Below are 14,786 nucleotides of genomic sequence, written 5' to 3' on the forward strand. Positions count from 1 at the left end.
CTGTACGGATGGTGTCTCGCCGGAGAAGCTGAGATCTTTAGTCCGTCTCCGAGCCGGCGTGTGCGATCGACCGAGCGAAACACTCGGTCGTGCTTGATCCCGGCCCGTGCCAACCATGCTCCAGGGCGGCGGCCGGGCAGATATCGCGGCCGGTCCGGTCAACGCCGATCCCCTGCCTTATCGGCCTTTCGAGCGGCGGAAGGTCACTCCCAGGCCTTCGGGCGAGACGGCGGGGCGTGATTGAGGGCCGTGAGCTCGGGTTGGTGGACCGCGCCGACAATGCCGAGGAGAAGCTAAACGAGGCAGGGCCAACGGCTCGGGGCTAGATGCCACATCGTGGATCATTATCGTTATCCTGGGTCGCAGCACGAGGGATGTGGCATTCCATTCTGCAGTTCGATTTGAGTATACCCCATGCGAACTGCCTGTATGCTGGTTCGATAATGGCGCTTGACGACCTATGTAGAACTTATATGGTGCGAACCACTCTAAACGAACCGGAGTGGCTCCCATGTTCGTCCGCACCTACCTGCGTGCCTCAACCAGCCAGCAGGATGCCGAGCGTGCCCGCGGCGACCTCGAGCGCTTCGCCCAGGAGCGCGGCTTGAAGGTGGCGGCCTGGTACATCGAGACCGAGAGCGGCACGTCGCTGAAGCGACCTGAGCTCCGCCGGCTCCTGGCGGACTGCCAGAAGGGCGACGTCTTGTTGATCGAACAGGTCGATCGCCTCACCCGCCTGACCGCCGAGGACTGGTCGGCGCTGAAGGCCAGCTTGTCGGAGCGGGGCGTACGTGTCGTCGCGCTGGACCTGCCGACGTCGTGGCTGATGATGACGGCGAGGGCGGACGACTTCACCGGCCGCATGTTCGAGGCGCTCAACGCAATGATGCTGGACGTGCTCGCCGCGGTCGCTCGTAAGGACTATGAGGATCGCCGCCGGCGGCAGCTCCAAGGCATCCGGAGAGCCCAGGCCGAGGGCCGGATGAGGGGCCGGCAAGAGGACGTGGAGCGCAACGCCGCCATTATCGGCATGTTGAAGTCCGGGCAGTCGTGGAACTCGATCGTGAAGGCGACTGGGTGCTCAAGGTCGACGCTGGCGAGGCTTGCAAAACGGGTATGATCAGACTCTAACCGAGGCAATGTCACGGGGGCGAACTGTGGTCCTTCAATCTGCCCGGGGGTCGCGCAGAGGTAAACGTCCGTACCGTCCGCCCACCGTCCGGAAGCGAAGTACCTGATGGTTCATAGGTTTTTCCGAAGCTACACGCCCTTCGGACGGTACGGACGTTAGCGGGCCAACAATCCTCAAGCACGCCACGTGGGAACACCACCAGGGTCACCATCGCCAGATCGGTCGATGGTAGGCGAGGCGATCTCGGCTGATCGGATGACGCCAGTCCCGAATAAGGTGCCACGACCCTCCGAAAATGGAAGAAGCGTTTCCGATCGCAATCCCGCCGTGGTCGAACAGGACGTGGTGGTTCAGGCAGAGGCAGAGGAGATTGCCGAGCTCAACCGGCCCATCATGAGGACGGCCTACAGGCGGATATGGGCAGCCTCCGCATAAGGCCCGCCCTGACCGAGACCCCTTGGACATGGCCCAGCCGGGCGATCCAAGGAAGGGGAGCAGCTCAAACCCCCTGGAAATGGCTCAGCCGGGCGGTCCAAGGAAGGGGAGCAGGTCACTCGTCGACGGATCCTAGCTTCTGAGCGAGGGCATTCCAGCAGGCATGGTAAGATCTGCCAAAAAATGGGGTTGTCTCTCGCCCGATAACAAACCCGACTATGCCGAACCTGGGTGCAGCCGACCTACTGAAGCTCTTCCCTGAAACTTCGGCTCCGGCCGGGGTATGGAGATGCCGGTCTTCGCAGAACTTCAAATTTACAGCCGCTGATGAGTTGAGAATACAGCAATACGGCGTATAATCCACTTTTTGAAATGTAATCAGGAGGGGAAAATGGCTATTCCAGTCCTTGAGATAAACTATAACACTCATCCAGATCTAGCGGATAATATATGGAACGCCCAAATGGCGGACCATCCTTCGGTCTTAACTTATGCGGGGCCCGATCTCACGGTGAGGCGGCAAACACGAAACGACGCGATGCACTTCAACGACGGCCCTTATGTAGGCGAAATACCACATATACTGAGCAGAGACGAATATCCATTTGCTTGTACCCAAGAAGGAGGTGGAGCATCTTTTGTGGGGCACATCCCTGGCCGACAGAATTCCTCGCAGGGTGGAATCATTGCGGCGTTCCTCGTGAAGCACGAGATCACACAGGGCAAGCAATTTGAGGTGCGCGTCATTAATCACCCTGACGGCGACGTGAAAACAATTAAGCAGAACAACTTGGGAGCGAGTGTAGCCTTACGCCGTGCCCAACGCCGCGCGAATAGCGGAGGTTTCGTTGATCTAGGTGGCAAGGGTGCTCCTCGCGGCTTCGCGGCAAACACCAAGAAATGGGACTCCGCTACGCACCAATTTGTTGGTGCCTCAATTGCCGGTGCGATCTCCGAGTTCAACAGGATTGTGACCCAATTGAGAATGCACAACGCCGCGGCGGCTGCATGGGAAGAGTACACAAATCGAGAGGGCGAGATAAGCCGAGTCCAATCCCAATTGCCGATGTACCCAATCGTAGTTCGGTTCTTTTTTAGGTATAGGCCAGGATTGACCGAAAACATGCCAGACGATTACATCTACGACGGAATGGCTTATCAATCGATGTCCAGCGGGTACAATGTTCCTGGCTTATCTCCCATGGGTAAACGCGATGCCCCGTTCTCGTTTCAGATTGTGCTGCCTGCTCGTGATGCAGTCGTCAATACTCCCAAGCCGGTGCAGCCACCAGCGCCGCAAAATAGCCCTGAGTGGATCAAGCGCTATGACATGATAGTTTCCAATCTTGAGAAGAACTCCTTGGAGATAACGATTGTTTTTCAAATTCTCAACGGCATGTGGATGGCCGACATGCTGAGGTTGCTCGCCAAGTTAGACAAAGAGACCAAATGGATGCGACTACTCGAAAATAAGGTACTGGAAGGAAACTACGGCGTCCATATCGAGCGAATTCGCGCCGCCTTTTGGGCCGTTCGCCTCGCGGGTAATGTTGTAAACGCTCACGGCTACTACAAACAATCCTGCAAAGAATACGCCAATCTTCCGGAAGACCAACGAAAAGAGATTGATGCGTTTTTTGGTGCCCCTGCGAGTGAAGCCGAGGGAAAAACGGAAACGTCCAAGGGTCCAGAATGGTTAGTGGGTTGGTGGACCGTATACGATGGGCAATACTACTACTATTATTTTTACGACAATTGGAGAACGTGTTATATAAAGAAGGCCCCGCAAAAGACGTGGGTTCCTCCGGAGGGCACGGGCAGTAGAGGAACCTATAAATTCGTGAAAGACGATATCACATTACGTGTTACCTGGGTCAAACTGGAAGCGGGAGAAGAGGCGACTGTCGAGAATTTCACCAGAGTGGGCTGGACTAGTAAGACAGAGATGAATGGAGATTCAAACAAATACTCACCGCTATTTGCCCGTAAAATGTAATGCCGTGTTTGGTAATAAGTTTAATCGACATTATCAAATCAAGAAGTGGCGATATATTGCGCAAGGTCAGAAACTGTCACCGGCCAGCAAGTGTGTTTGAGTGTTCAGGGCCATCGCTGTCCGGCGTCGTAAGGCAACTGGAGCTCTGCTGGCGGCACCTTCGCTTGCATGGCAGATAGCTCCCGGGTATGGAGTGCGCCAAGCAGAGGGCACTTGAAGATGCAAAGCAAGATACCCTGAAGGCGTTCAGGGGCGACAGCCCGTGACGACGGGCAACATAGCTGATCGACATGCCGGGCTGCATCGTCTCGGACACGATGGCGAGCTTCTGCTCGGTCGTGAACCGCCGACGACTGGCAACTCCGGTAATCACTTCCACCCTCGAGAAGGTCTCGGACATAGGCGTATGCCTAGGACTGCGCCTAGGTCCTCCGGCTGAAGCCGGTGTCCGGTCGAAACGGCGAGCACTTCAGAGGGGCCCTGGTGGAGCTACGTCCCGAAGGACGATAGGCTTGTACCTGGCCTGTCTTCGGACAGCAATTAGGCGTGTAGTTGCCGGAGCAGGGCCACTAGCATGTGGCCAGAGATCAGGCTGAGGCCGTAGGGGTGGCCGCGAATCGGCGTGTTTATGGCCGTCCAGGGAGAGGCCTGCAGCAACGAACGCTATCTACAATGCGACGTCCGCCGTACCGCATCATGTGAACGGCCGCGGTCCAACGTACGCGATCTCGCCCCGGGAAAGCCCCCTGTCGCTGAGCAACGTACGGCGCCCGAAACCGCTAGCAACGAACCAGTCCCATGGTCGGACCCGCTTGTCTCCGACATCCTCGACATTGTCCCAGATGTTCAGGACCGCCGGGACAGGCCGTACGCGATCAGCGCGCCGGCCACGGCCAAGGCGGGCAGGCTGGCCAGCTCGGAAACAAGGAAGGAATGCATCGCTCGGTCCCTCATGTCGTTGCGGACCGAGCAATGCATGCAGGTGACGATCGTTCCGTGACGGGCTATATCCGCCCCACCGCCTGGTACTCGGTCCAGTCGGGCATCAGGTCTAGGTCGAGCGCCTTGGCGCAAAGTCCCGAGCGTGCGAGCTGGATCACCTGGGGCGGCTTGCGCCTGCCATCCTGCTATATGCCCGGATGCACCACACGGATGCCCCTCGACGGCTCGCGCCTATGGGAAAGTGCTGCTTCTAACGTCAGTTCAATGCACGAACACACCAAATTGAGTTGTAGCAATAAAGAATAAGCGCACTATAACTTACATTCCTCGCTGAATGCTGGAGGATGGTATGTCTGTTGCTGTATGTTCATGACCAGTAGTGAGGACAAACCGAGGAGCTTTCATCGATAGGCTTGTGAACGGGTTTTGGAGGCTGGTATGCTCGTCACTCAGATGCTCGATGGTATGATATGGCGAGTTACTCTATCTGATGGCACTGTATTTCGGGTTAAGCTGCAACTTATCTCAGCTTTCGCCGGAACAGCTTCCATCCGCAAGACCAAACCAGGGAGAGATCGCGTCACACAGAAAATTCCCGTGGAGAAGCTCAAGGGACTATGGTCGTTCGTCAGGAGCACGCTTGTCGTGTCACTCATGTCTGGACCTGATCAATTGACGCTGCAGTTCAATTCGCCGCTGAAATGGGAGGGCAATTCGGGAACGGCTAGCTTTCTCGGAAAGACGGCCGGCGGAAGCTCGGACTTCACTGCGGACTGGATCAATCCTGTGATTGTGATTGACAAGCCCATCGTCATCATGTCGCAGCGGACATTCCATCGTGGGGTGAAAGAAGCGATTCGGAATGTTGATTCAGCCACCAACACGCTTGCCGCCTATGTTGCAAACTGCGCGAAGCCGTATAACGACGCCTACAAAGCGCATACGAAATTTGTCAACGATATCGAAAAGGACTCGCTGGGCGACAAGGTTCTATTCAGCATATTCGTAGTTGCTGTCGCAGGTTACGCGGGCTCGCTCATTGGGCAGATGGCGGAGAAAGCAGTGGCAGCCAACACTCTGGTCTCGCCTGTAAAAAACATCTTCGATCTGAACGCCAAAGGCGCCGGAGATGCAGCAAAGGACTTCATTAAATTCGTGATCAGGGAAGGAGCGACTGCGGCCGCATTTTCCGCAAGCGGGCCGAAGGTCGATATTGACCCATTTTCATTTTATATCGATCTAGATGCGCGTATTCGTTTCGAGATGGAAAAGTTCAAAAGTGAATTAAATCGGGCGGCAGATAAATCTGATCCAGACAAAGTATCCGAAGAGCAGTTTTATAAGAATTTTCCGGAATTGTTCAGCCCGGAGGAGGCTGTCGAACAGCTATTATATTATGATATTCCTCCTCTCACGCGTATCCGGGATATCAAAATACCTGATGCATCTCAACAGGCCGCTTGGCAGGCAGAGATGCAACGGAAATTCTTGCTGAAATGGCTCGAAAGCAAGCCTTTCAGCCTAATCCCGTCGACGCGCTGGAGGGAACGGAACCAGGTTCGTGCATACGGTAATTCTATCAACATGCCCAGGATCGACGAACTTCTTGATGAGTATGGCCCCGACTATTCGCTCGAGGCAAATCCTTACGGAGCGTGATCGGCACGGCAGTTCTTCCCAAAGGTCGTTCGGTCCGTGATGGCCTTGCCGGTCGGCTCCGCGGTGCTGGACGGCGAGGGCGTTGTGCTGCGGCCAGGCGGGTACAGCGACTTCGATGCGCTCCGCAGCAAGGATGGCGGCCGCCGGGCCGTGATGGTCACCTGGGATCTGCTGGAGCTCGACGGGATCGACTTCCGGCGAATGCCCCTCGAGCACCGGCGGGAGTGCCTTCGCGACATTGTCGGGGGCGCCGCGCCCGGCCTTCTGTTCAGCGAGAGCCTCGACGCGGAGGGACCCGAGGTGTTCGAGCACGCCTGCCGGCTTGGGCTGGAGGGCATCGTGTCGAAGAAGCGCGGGTCGGTGTACCGGTCGGGGTCGGTGAGGACCTGGATGAAGACGAAGCATCGGGCATTCGTCAGGAGCTAGGTGCTCGCCGGTACGCCGGCAGGGCCAGCCCCCTGTGGACCGGCGCAGGTGTGCCGGTATCTCGGGCATGTCGTCGACCATCTTCCGGTGCGCCGCCGACAGCCCGCCCGTCGCGGCCGCCGGGGAGTCCGCTGGCGGCAAGGGCGGCAGCGGGGTATCAACCCCAAGGCGCCCTCGCCGTGGCCGTCCTGGGGCGCCGCAGGCGGTTCTATGGGCGTGACCTGCTCGGAAGCCTCCGGCACCACATGCACGTCCGCTGCGGCGGCGTCGAGGGGAGCGGCATCGGTAGGGCTGTCGAGCGGGCGCCGGCGACGCTCGTCCCGCAGGTGCTTGAGTAGATCCCGGTAGTCGGAGTGGATGGCCACCAGAACTGCCAGAACCCTCAACTCCTTCCGTGCCCGGACGCTGTCCACCCCTTTTCATCGCTTCCGGCGCTTGATCAAATCGTCCAGGGTGTCGAGCTTCTCGCGGATGATGTCGTCCTGGTCATCGGGCGGCATCGCCTGCAGACCTTCGATGTTGTCCGCGAGGGTGGACTTGGGGGTCTTCGGTTCGGGCTTCGGCTTGTCGGCCTTCGGCTTGTCCGCGGCCAGCGCGCGGGTCACCGTGCTCTTGTTGAGGCCCATAGCTTTCGCGATCTCTAAGGGCGCCCCGATCTTGCCCCGCCCGCCTCTGTTGGAAACTGGTGCAAGGCTGCACCAGTTTCTCGGTGGACGAAGCGCGCTGCGCTTTCAGGATCTCGGCGTAGTCACGGATCAGACGGTCCCGCACCGCCTTGTCCAACTCGCGGCGGTGCACGTTCTCGGCGATCTCGACCAGGCGAGGATTACAGGTGTCCTGGTCCTCGAGGACGACGCAGTCGATCTCTGTCCATCCGAGCCGGCGCACGGCCTCCAATCGATGCCGTCCGGCTACCAGGCGACATTGGCTGCCCTGCCGGAGGACCGTGATCGGTTTGATCAGGCCGTTGACCCTGATGCTCTCCATGAGCTGAGGGATGAGTTCCTCTCGAACGGGCGGACGGTCTTCCGGGATAACGATCATCGCCGGGTTGCGAGGCTGGGTGGCCATGGTTCAGCCCTCCGCCTTGCGATCGAGCAACCTGTCGATCTCGTCCTTGCGCCATCGACTGCGGCCGCCAAGTCCAGGCACTCGAGGCGGCAAGATGCCGGCGGCCTCCACCTGCGGCGGGTGACCTTCGTGATGCCGAAGGTGATCTCGATATAGCGGCCGTCGACGAGCCGTTGTTCAGGTCGTACTTGCTGCAATTTGCACCCCCTTTTTTGGGAATGCTCCCGAACATACACACATGATTCCCGAGTTGCCAAGTACTCGCACTAATCGTTTGTTAACGCGGCTAACTGCCCGACTACGTGCCCTATGTCCAGAACATGTCCACGTTGGTCGCCTACCGGCGAAAGTTCTCGATCATCCGCCGATAGCGCTGAATCACAGTGTCTTTCCGGCTCCAAATACCGGTAAGCATGCGAGCTAACCAGGAGTCCGATAATGTCCACAGCTTGGGCCGCGCCTCATCAGCTATGAGGTCGAGGAGATGGTCACAACACTGGCGGAACTCTTGCAGCCTTTCGGGATAGCCGGAGTGCCCGGGAGCCTCGGCGCGATATCGTGCAAGCTGCAAGTCCGCAAGACGTCTGTCGACGTCGGAGAACTTCTCGGAAATCCGAGCAGGGAATAGAAATCTGGTTTCGCGCCAAAGATCCCTGAACATAGCGGTTTCTTCCGGGCTCAGCTGATCGTTGCGACATGCGCTCGCGAGCACAAGGACTAGTTTCGCGTAGAAGTCCATCCGCCGGCTCAGAAGGTCAACCTTCACCTTCTGATGTGCTGTGTGCCACTGTAGCCACGCAATGGTGACCCCGACGGCAGCTACTAGAACCCCCAGCCCTCCAACCGTTATGTCCATCAGTACGAATTCTCCGAGACCGTGGCGTGTGCAGCTTAGCCGTTCACGCGGCGCCGCGCGATGCCCGCCAGCCGCGCCACGAAGCCCGGATCATTGGCCAGGTCGGTGACGGCCAACAGCTCGACGACGCGCTCGCGCTCGGCCTTGGGAAAGCGCTCGATCACCGACTTCGCGTCCCGCACCATGGCGTCGGCCTTGTCGCCGTGCTGGGCGCTTAACTGCTGCCACGCGGCCTCGGGATCGCGGCCCGGCTTCCCGGCCGCCAGGTCCCGGTCGGCGATGCGGTCGGCTATCAAGACATAATCCAAGTCGGAATGGTTGAAGCCAAGCTGGTGGGCCAGACGGCCGAGCTCGCCGCGAGCGTCGTCGGAGATGGGCGCGACCGACGGTTCGTGCGGGAACGTGTAGGCGTCCGGCGAGGGCGGCGGCGCGGCGGCGGCCTCCATTGCCGCGGTGACCGGCGACGGGCTGGCGACCGACCCGTCGGGGCCCCGCTCCAGACCTTGCTTGCCCGAGCTCGCGAAGGCGGCCTGATTCGCCTTAGTCCAGATGTGCGATCTCCTCGGCGAGCTCGGGCACGAACTTGGTGGGGCGGGCCATGCCGGTCTGTCCTGCACAGAAATTCGAAGCGTCCTCATTCTACTCCAACACGGACCGGGTGTCCCGAGCGACGTCCGCTAGGGTATACCCCAACGAACGTTTCGGACGTGCCCGGAAAGGGTGTCCGTATGGGTTGACTTCGGCCTACGGACAGTCTATTCAACGAACGAGACCCATTCGTACAGGGATGGTCCGATGACCAAGACCGTTCTCTACGCCCGCGTCTCCACCGCCGATCAGACGCTCGACCACCAGAAGGCCCAGGCCGAGGCTGCGGGGTTCAAGGTGGACGAGGTCGTGGCCGACCATGGCGTCTCGGGGCTCTCCACGAGGCTCAAGGAGCGGGAGCAGGGTCGGCGGCTGTTCGACATCCTGAGGCGCGGGGACGTGCTCGTGGTCCGCTGGCTCGATCGCCTGGGCCGGAACTACGAGGACGTAAAGGGGACCGTCGAGGACCTGATGCGGCGGGGGGTGATCGTGCGGACGGTCATCAACGGAATGACATTCGACGGAGCCACCACCGACCCGATGCAGAAGGCCGTAACCAATGCCCTCCTGGGCTTCATGGCGGCGATGGGCGAGGCCCAGGCGGAGGCTACCAAGGCGGCCCAGAAGGCCGGCATCGCCCATGCCAGGGAGACTGATCCCAACAGCTACAAGGGGCGGAAGCCATCCTTTACCAGGGACCAGGTCGGGATCGTTCGGAACATGCTGGCTAGGGGGGATGGTGTCTCGCTGATCTCCGAGACCACCGGGCTGACCCGCCAGACCGTCTACCGCATCAAGGGTGACCCAGCAGGGGCCGAGGCGACTTTGGCAACATGGGGCCTTTGAAGCTCCTCTTTCCGGCGGGACCAGCCTCGCCTGAATGTCCTTCCAGTAGAGACACCGAGATGAGGCTACGCGATCCCGCCCGGCGGTGATCTTGAAGTCAGGACGACCGGCGAGATCAGGCCGATGCGGCCATGTTCTCGGACAAGTTGGTGATGGTCGCCTCGCTCTCGACCCAGTTCGCGTCTTCGACGATTTGGTCTAACGGTGCGTGGACTTGGGACGTGGCTTCTTCAGGTCGAAAGATCACCGTCATGGCGCGACCTCACAAGTGTTTGGTGGCCCGCGACTGTTGTCCACCGGATCTGCGGCTGGCTATACGATCCGGATCGTGCGGAGCACGTAGCGTTGCACGTCGACGAGGTGGGGCCAGACCCTCTCCTCCATTTCGTCGAACTTGCCGACCGCGTCGGGTGACCAGATCGGGTCATGGGCGCATTCGATCCGATAGCGGGTGGTCAGGGCGTCGCGATCGAAGACCAGGACCGACGGTCCTTCTTGCTGGGGATCCCTTCGATCCAGCCTAGCCCAGCGGCAGGCGAACGCGAGCGACCTGGTCAAGCACACCTTCCGAATGCCGGACGGAGCTAACCTGAGCTTGTTCTGCCTCATGATCTGGTCCGCGTAGCGGGTCCCGTGGAAGAGTAAGTTCTTCCGGCCCCATAGCCCGCTGAGGACAAACCTGGGGGCCCATGGCGACGCCAGGAGCTTCGCCTCAACGACGACTTCGGACGGGCTTCGGTCGGGTAGGACGAGCCGGTTCATGGCCAGGTGATCCCGATCTTCTCGCAGTCGCGGCGGAGGATCTCCTCGTCCACCTCGTCGTAGGCGGCCAGGAGGCGGTCGAAGGTCGACCAGTGCATGCCCTTGGGCTTGCGGATCTCCATCCCGGAGACCAGGTCCATGAGGCTCAGCAGCTGCCCCCGCCGCCATTCGAGCCGCCTCTCGGTCGGGATGTTGTGGGAGGCGTAGGCAAGGTCGTGGGCGTGGCGCGACAGGAACTTCTTCCCATCGACCGGCATGTAGAGGGCCGTCACCCGCTTCCCGGTCGCCGGGCAGATCGCGAAGGCCCTGAAGCCGCCGAGCGGCGCCGGGATGGCCTGCAGCTCGATCTCCTGCCAGTCGGCTCCGGGCTGCGGCAGGATCTTCAGGGTGCCCTTCAGGTCGGCCTCCATCGAGACCTGGACCCGGGTCATCCACTTGACCCGCTTGCCCTTGCGCTCCCTCGCCGAGGTGATGATGCGCCCGAGGTAATAGATCGGGAGCTGCCCGCCCGCTGCGGTGACCAGCCCCTGGACCCGGATCTCGTGGCAGTCTTCCAAGACGATCTTGGCCACCTCACCCTCCACAACGACTCTGAGAACCGCCAATCTTCTTCCGATCTGGTTGTATTACAACCGAAATTGGATCTAACATATCTTGGGTTGTGTCGCCGATCACGGTACACCGCCGACCCGCAAGCGCCGGAGAACCTGAGGATCGAGGCCGCCCTCTTCGAGGAGGTCTCGCACTTCCCGAACCGCTTCTTGGTGGCGTCCTCGCGACCACGTTGCGTGGCACTCCGGGTGCACCAGAACGTGTTCGCCGCTCCCGTCGAGGACGGGCAGCATCACCTCGCCGGCCCGCTTTCCGCACCCTGCACAGGCCGTCCCGCCGGCCTCGACCGCGGGGTAGCGCCAGAGCCACCTGCGGACGCAGCACTCGAAGGCCTGGCCCTCGGCAGCATGCGGGTCGAGGTCTCCCTCGAACCGCGCGACCCGGGCCCGCTCTTGGAAGTACGCCACCCAGTCTTCGGCGTCCCATTCATCCCGCCCCCGGAGCAGCGACAGGATCGCCCACTTGTGTTCGGTCAGGTCTTCGACGACGGGAGGCGGGGGCGGGAAGTCCGCCTCGACCACCAGTTCGTCCCCATCTGCCTGAACTGCCACGCCGACCTCGCGCGCGAGGCGCAGTGCACGCAACGCGCTCATATCCTGGTTCTCCACTTTGGAGAGGTCTCCGGGCGGTCTCCGAACGGATCGTCCGTACCGTCCGCACCGTCCGAAATGGCTCTTTTCAGCGGCTCATATCGGACGGTCTGCCCGGCTCGCATTTCGCGACCGTCCGACGTTTTCGCAACCGTCCGGTCCGGCCCCCCGTCCAGGTCGTTGGTGGAGTGGTGCGCGGACGGCACGGACGGGCCGGACGGTCCCATCCCTGAGGTCTCCGACGAGGACAGCCCAGCCGGCCGGATGCGGATGGTCCGCGTGCGCGCCCGGCCACTGTCCCGTTCGAACTCGACCTCGATCCCGAGCTTCCGCAGATAGGGTGCCGCGCGGCGAAGTCGCCCAGATAGGGCATTCGGCATTTTCGGCCACTCTCGCGAACCCACGATCCGCTGGTCGGTGATCCCGCCCAGGCGGGCGAGAAGGGTCGCCGCGGTGCCCTCCCAAGTCGGATTGAGATTGAAAAATTCCCGGAGAGCGATCGCGATCGGGTCGGCGTCCAGGACGTTCTCGACCGCCTCATCGCGGTTGCCGCGATACGCTGCCTCGAAAGTGCCCTCCGGCCAGAAGGCCGTCTCGCAGGCCGCCCCCCAGATCGCGAAGTCTGCCATCCGGGGCAGCTTCGAGAGCCTGGTATGGGGAAGCCTCCGGAGGCCGACGGCGACCGCGTCCAGCAGTGCGCCCAGAATGACGGGCCGCTCTACTTCGAACTCCTTCCGGAGTTCGGCTTCCAAGCGCCGTTTTCCCTCCTCGATGGGGTCGAGATGGAGAAACAAGGCCCGGTCCGCGAGATCTGGCCGGCCGACGACGTCCTCGATGCCGTTGAGGATGACCGGCCGGGCGGCCTCGAACAAAATTTCGTCCTGATCCGAGTAGAGCTGCCGGGTCGCGAAGGCTCCCCCGGTCGAGAGCCGGCACAGGGTGTCAGACATCCAGGGCGCCAGAACCGACACGTTGTCGAAGGCGAGCACATGACTGTTGTTCGCCGCGACGAAAAGGTCACGCTCTTCACGCGGGAGCGCGCGCAGGGGCGCAACATTGGGATCGACCAGGGCTCGCACGAGGTCGGAGAAGGTGGACTTCGCCGAGCCCTGCTCGCCCGACACGACGAGGAGCGGGTATGGCCCTCGACCACGCAGGGCCGCCAGGGTCCACGAGACGACCAGGACGAAGTCGGCATCCGAGCGCACGTTCAGGTACTGCCGGAGGCTCTCGATCGAGCCGCCCTGGACAGGAACAGGCAGCGCCTTCATGCCGGAAGCTCGGCGAAACCGCACAGGAGGGGCATCGACCATACGCCAGCCAGCCGCGTCGACTTCAACGGCTCGCCAGGTGTCGTCCCCGAGGTCGAGGTAGATGCGGCCTTCGAGCTCGCCGACACGCACGAAGACGCGGCGCTCGGGTCCGTCGTATCGCGCCTTCGCCTCGATGACCCCCAAGGCGGACTTCAGCGCTTCCGATCCCGGTGCGCTCCTGGTCCTTTCATAGTAGCCGCGACACAACCAGTCCTGGAAGTCACGCCCGGCCACCCTCAGGGTCTTACGCCGACCTGCGACCACAACATCCGCATAAGCGGAGTTGTTGGGGTCATGAAACAGATCGGCGCCTGCTGCCAGGTCGACCAGGACGTCTACTTGCTTCCGCTGAGCCGATTTCGCAGTGCCCTGGTCCGTCGCCGATGGCGTGACATCCGCCACTTCGGAGGCGGCGTCCACAAGCTGGGCGACGAGCTTTTCCTGGTCGGTGCTCATGCCGCCGCTCCTCTCATAGAGCCGGGGATCCCGAGAAGGACGTCGTTGAAGTCAGTGCCGGCCGGCGGACGCGCGATGCGGACGCGGCGGCCTTCGCGGGTCCAGCCCCGCCCCGCGGCCTCGGCGGCCGAGTATCCGACTTCGTCGCCGTCAGCGAGGACGATGACCTCGCGAACCGACGGGGGCAGGATCAGCGTCTTCAGCCCCGAGGCCGAGAGCGCGGCCCAGCCGGGCATCCCTGTGGCCTGCATTGCGGACAAGACGGTCTCGATGCCCTCCCCAACCATCAGACGCTCTGCCGACGGGGCGAGCCGGACGGCGCCACCGCGAACGGGGCCGAGCATCATCTTCGAGGGTGTGGTCGGCGCCTTGCCCAGCCCGCAGGCTGCGAGGAACGTCCGATGGATCGCGACCGGGTCGCCATCTCCCCCTCGGGTGACGAGGGCGACCATCGCGGGCCAGACGCCCCCTTTCGGGTGCTTCAAACCCGGATGGAAGCGCAGCGCAGCGGGGGCTGGCAGAGTGATGGAGCGGTTCTTCAGGTACTGCTCGACCGGCGATCTCTCTGCCGGCTGCGCATGATGCCAGATGGCCAGTGCCGCCTCGGTTCGCTTCGCGCCGTCCTGCAGGTCGTCGAAGTGGCTCGCCGGGGCCGCGTCGGCCCGGCGGCCCGAACCCGAAGATCCCGTCCACAAACCGCGCGCCTCCAGAGCCGCGACGACGTCCGCCTGAGTGCAGCCAGCATGGCAGTGGACCAGGACCTTGCCGCCCCTTCCTTCTCGGATCGAGAGGCTAGGGTCTCGGTCATCGTGAGCAGGGCAGCGGGCCAGGAAGCCGGAGCCAACCCGGTGGCCAGTCAGCATTTTGGCGAGCTGTTCAGCGCGCACGACGCGCGCCTCCCGCTACAGGGCTGGAGGCCTCCGCAGAGGCGCGCTCGATGAGGGAGTCCAGTTCGCGGCGCGGAACCAGGGTTCGACCGCCGATCCGCACCAGCTTCAAGACGCCTTCGGACGCGAGCTTGTAGAGGGTCGTCCGTCCGATGCCGAGCACCTTGCAGGCGTCAGCGACCGTATACGCAAGCCGTTCGGGAGCGGAGGACATC

At 61.7% G+C, this 14,786-nt stretch carries 16 protein-coding genes and 1 pseudogene; 5 read left to right on the forward strand and 12 right to left on the reverse strand.

Features of this window, described 5'->3' with window-relative positions; genetic code table 11:
- Nucleotides 1–511: 511 nt before the first annotated feature.
- Nucleotides 512–1,120 (forward strand): recombinase family protein, encoded by a 609-nt coding sequence (locus WBG79_RS03650; protein ID WP_337355749.1) that lies wholly within the window; start codon nucleotides 512–514, stop codon nucleotides 1,118–1,120.
- Between the two features lie 216 nt (nucleotides 1,121–1,336).
- On the opposite strand, the gene WBG79_RS27585 is transcribed toward WBG79_RS03650, so the two are convergent.
- The gene (locus WBG79_RS27585) at nucleotides 1,337–1,597 is read right to left on the reverse strand and encodes an HNH endonuclease (RefSeq protein ID WP_443147400.1); all 261 of its coding nucleotides are present in this window, start codon (nucleotides 1,595–1,597) and stop codon (nucleotides 1,337–1,339) included.
- Between the two features lie 361 nt (nucleotides 1,598–1,958).
- Between WBG79_RS27585 and WBG79_RS03655 the strand changes: the two genes are divergently transcribed.
- Entirely contained in the window at nucleotides 1,959–3,563 is a 1,605-nt protein-coding gene (locus tag WBG79_RS03655) for a NucA/NucB deoxyribonuclease domain-containing protein (RefSeq protein ID WP_337355750.1), read from the forward strand.
- 76 nt (nucleotides 3,564–3,639) lie between these two features.
- Here the strand turns inward: WBG79_RS03655 and WBG79_RS27590 are convergent, their stop codons facing one another.
- Nucleotides 3,640–3,963 carry a transposase gene (locus tag WBG79_RS27590; RefSeq protein WP_443147401.1) on the reverse strand — a complete coding sequence of 108 codons (324 nt, stop codon included), beginning with the start codon at nucleotides 3,961–3,963 and terminating at the stop codon, nucleotides 3,640–3,642.
- A 980-nt stretch (nucleotides 3,964–4,943) separates the two neighbouring features.
- Here WBG79_RS27590 and WBG79_RS03665 point away from each other — a divergent pair.
- Nucleotides 4,944–6,164, forward strand: coding sequence for a hypothetical protein (locus WBG79_RS03665; protein WP_337355751.1), 1,221 nt, complete (start codon nucleotides 4,944–4,946; stop codon nucleotides 6,162–6,164).
- Between the two features lie 39 nt (nucleotides 6,165–6,203).
- Complete coding sequence (locus tag WBG79_RS03670) at nucleotides 6,204–6,590, forward strand: ATP-dependent DNA ligase (protein WP_337355752.1); 387 nt, start codon at nucleotides 6,204–6,206, stop codon at nucleotides 6,588–6,590.
- A gap of 419 nt (nucleotides 6,591–7,009) precedes the next feature.
- Here the strand turns inward: WBG79_RS03670 and WBG79_RS03675 are convergent, their stop codons facing one another.
- The 3 genes and pseudogenes from WBG79_RS03675 to WBG79_RS03685 all read right to left on the reverse strand — a co-directional run bounded on the left by WBG79_RS03675 (nucleotide 7,010) and on the right by WBG79_RS03685 (nucleotide 8,963).
- Nucleotides 7,010–7,216, reverse strand: a complete 207-nt coding sequence (locus WBG79_RS03675) for a hypothetical protein (RefSeq protein WP_337355753.1) — start codon at nucleotides 7,214–7,216, stop codon at nucleotides 7,010–7,012.
- Between the two features lie 229 nt (nucleotides 7,217–7,445).
- Nucleotides 7,446–7,661: pseudogene (locus WBG79_RS27595) on the reverse strand (ParB N-terminal domain-containing protein); the annotation flags it as partial.
- Between the two features lie 891 nt (nucleotides 7,662–8,552).
- Entirely contained in the window at nucleotides 8,553–8,963 is a 411-nt protein-coding gene (locus tag WBG79_RS03685; RefSeq protein WP_337355755.1) for a hypothetical protein, read from the reverse strand.
- A 349-nt stretch (nucleotides 8,964–9,312) separates the two neighbouring features.
- Between WBG79_RS03685 and WBG79_RS03690 the strand changes: the two genes are divergently transcribed.
- The gene (locus WBG79_RS03690) at nucleotides 9,313–9,951 is read left to right on the forward strand and encodes a recombinase family protein (protein WP_337355756.1); all 639 of its coding nucleotides are present in this window, start codon (nucleotides 9,313–9,315) and stop codon (nucleotides 9,949–9,951) included.
- Between the two features lie 115 nt (nucleotides 9,952–10,066).
- Here WBG79_RS03690 and WBG79_RS03695 read toward each other — a convergent pair whose 3' ends face one another.
- From WBG79_RS03695 to WBG79_RS03725, 7 genes are all read right to left on the reverse strand, one after another.
- Nucleotides 10,067–10,204: a hypothetical protein gene (locus WBG79_RS03695; RefSeq protein ID WP_337355757.1), complete on the reverse strand. Its 138-nt coding sequence runs from the start codon at nucleotides 10,202–10,204 to the stop codon at nucleotides 10,067–10,069.
- Nucleotides 10,205–10,263: 59 nt separating this feature from the next.
- The gene (locus tag WBG79_RS03700; RefSeq protein WP_337355758.1) at nucleotides 10,264–10,509 is read right to left on the reverse strand and encodes a hypothetical protein; all 246 of its coding nucleotides are present in this window, start codon (nucleotides 10,507–10,509) and stop codon (nucleotides 10,264–10,266) included.
- 200 nt (nucleotides 10,510–10,709) lie between these two features.
- Entirely contained in the window at nucleotides 10,710–11,285 is a 576-nt protein-coding gene (locus WBG79_RS03705; protein WP_337355759.1) for a hypothetical protein, read from the reverse strand.
- 99 nt (nucleotides 11,286–11,384) lie between these two features.
- On the reverse strand, nucleotides 11,385–11,918 hold the full coding sequence (locus WBG79_RS03710; protein WP_337355760.1) for a hypothetical protein: 534 nt from the start codon (nucleotides 11,916–11,918) through the stop codon (nucleotides 11,385–11,387).
- Nucleotides 11,915–13,684, reverse strand: a complete 1,770-nt coding sequence (locus WBG79_RS03715) for a hypothetical protein (protein ID WP_337355761.1) — start codon at nucleotides 13,682–13,684, stop codon at nucleotides 11,915–11,917. The genes WBG79_RS03710 and WBG79_RS03715 overlap by 4 nt, the downstream gene beginning before the upstream one ends.
- Entirely contained in the window at nucleotides 13,681–14,571 is an 891-nt protein-coding gene (locus WBG79_RS03720) for a DUF7146 domain-containing protein (RefSeq protein ID WP_337355762.1), read from the reverse strand. The genes WBG79_RS03715 and WBG79_RS03720 overlap by 4 nt, the downstream gene beginning before the upstream one ends.
- On the reverse strand, nucleotides 14,561–14,785 hold the full coding sequence (locus WBG79_RS03725) for a helix-turn-helix domain-containing protein (RefSeq protein ID WP_337355763.1): 225 nt from the start codon (nucleotides 14,783–14,785) through the stop codon (nucleotides 14,561–14,563). The genes WBG79_RS03720 and WBG79_RS03725 overlap by 11 nt, the downstream gene beginning before the upstream one ends.
- Between the last annotated feature and the right edge of the window lies 1 nt (nucleotide 14,786).

This window comes from Prosthecomicrobium sp. N25 (genome assembly GCF_037203705.1).
GTDB lineage: Bacteria > Pseudomonadota > Alphaproteobacteria > Rhizobiales > Ancalomicrobiaceae > Prosthecodimorpha.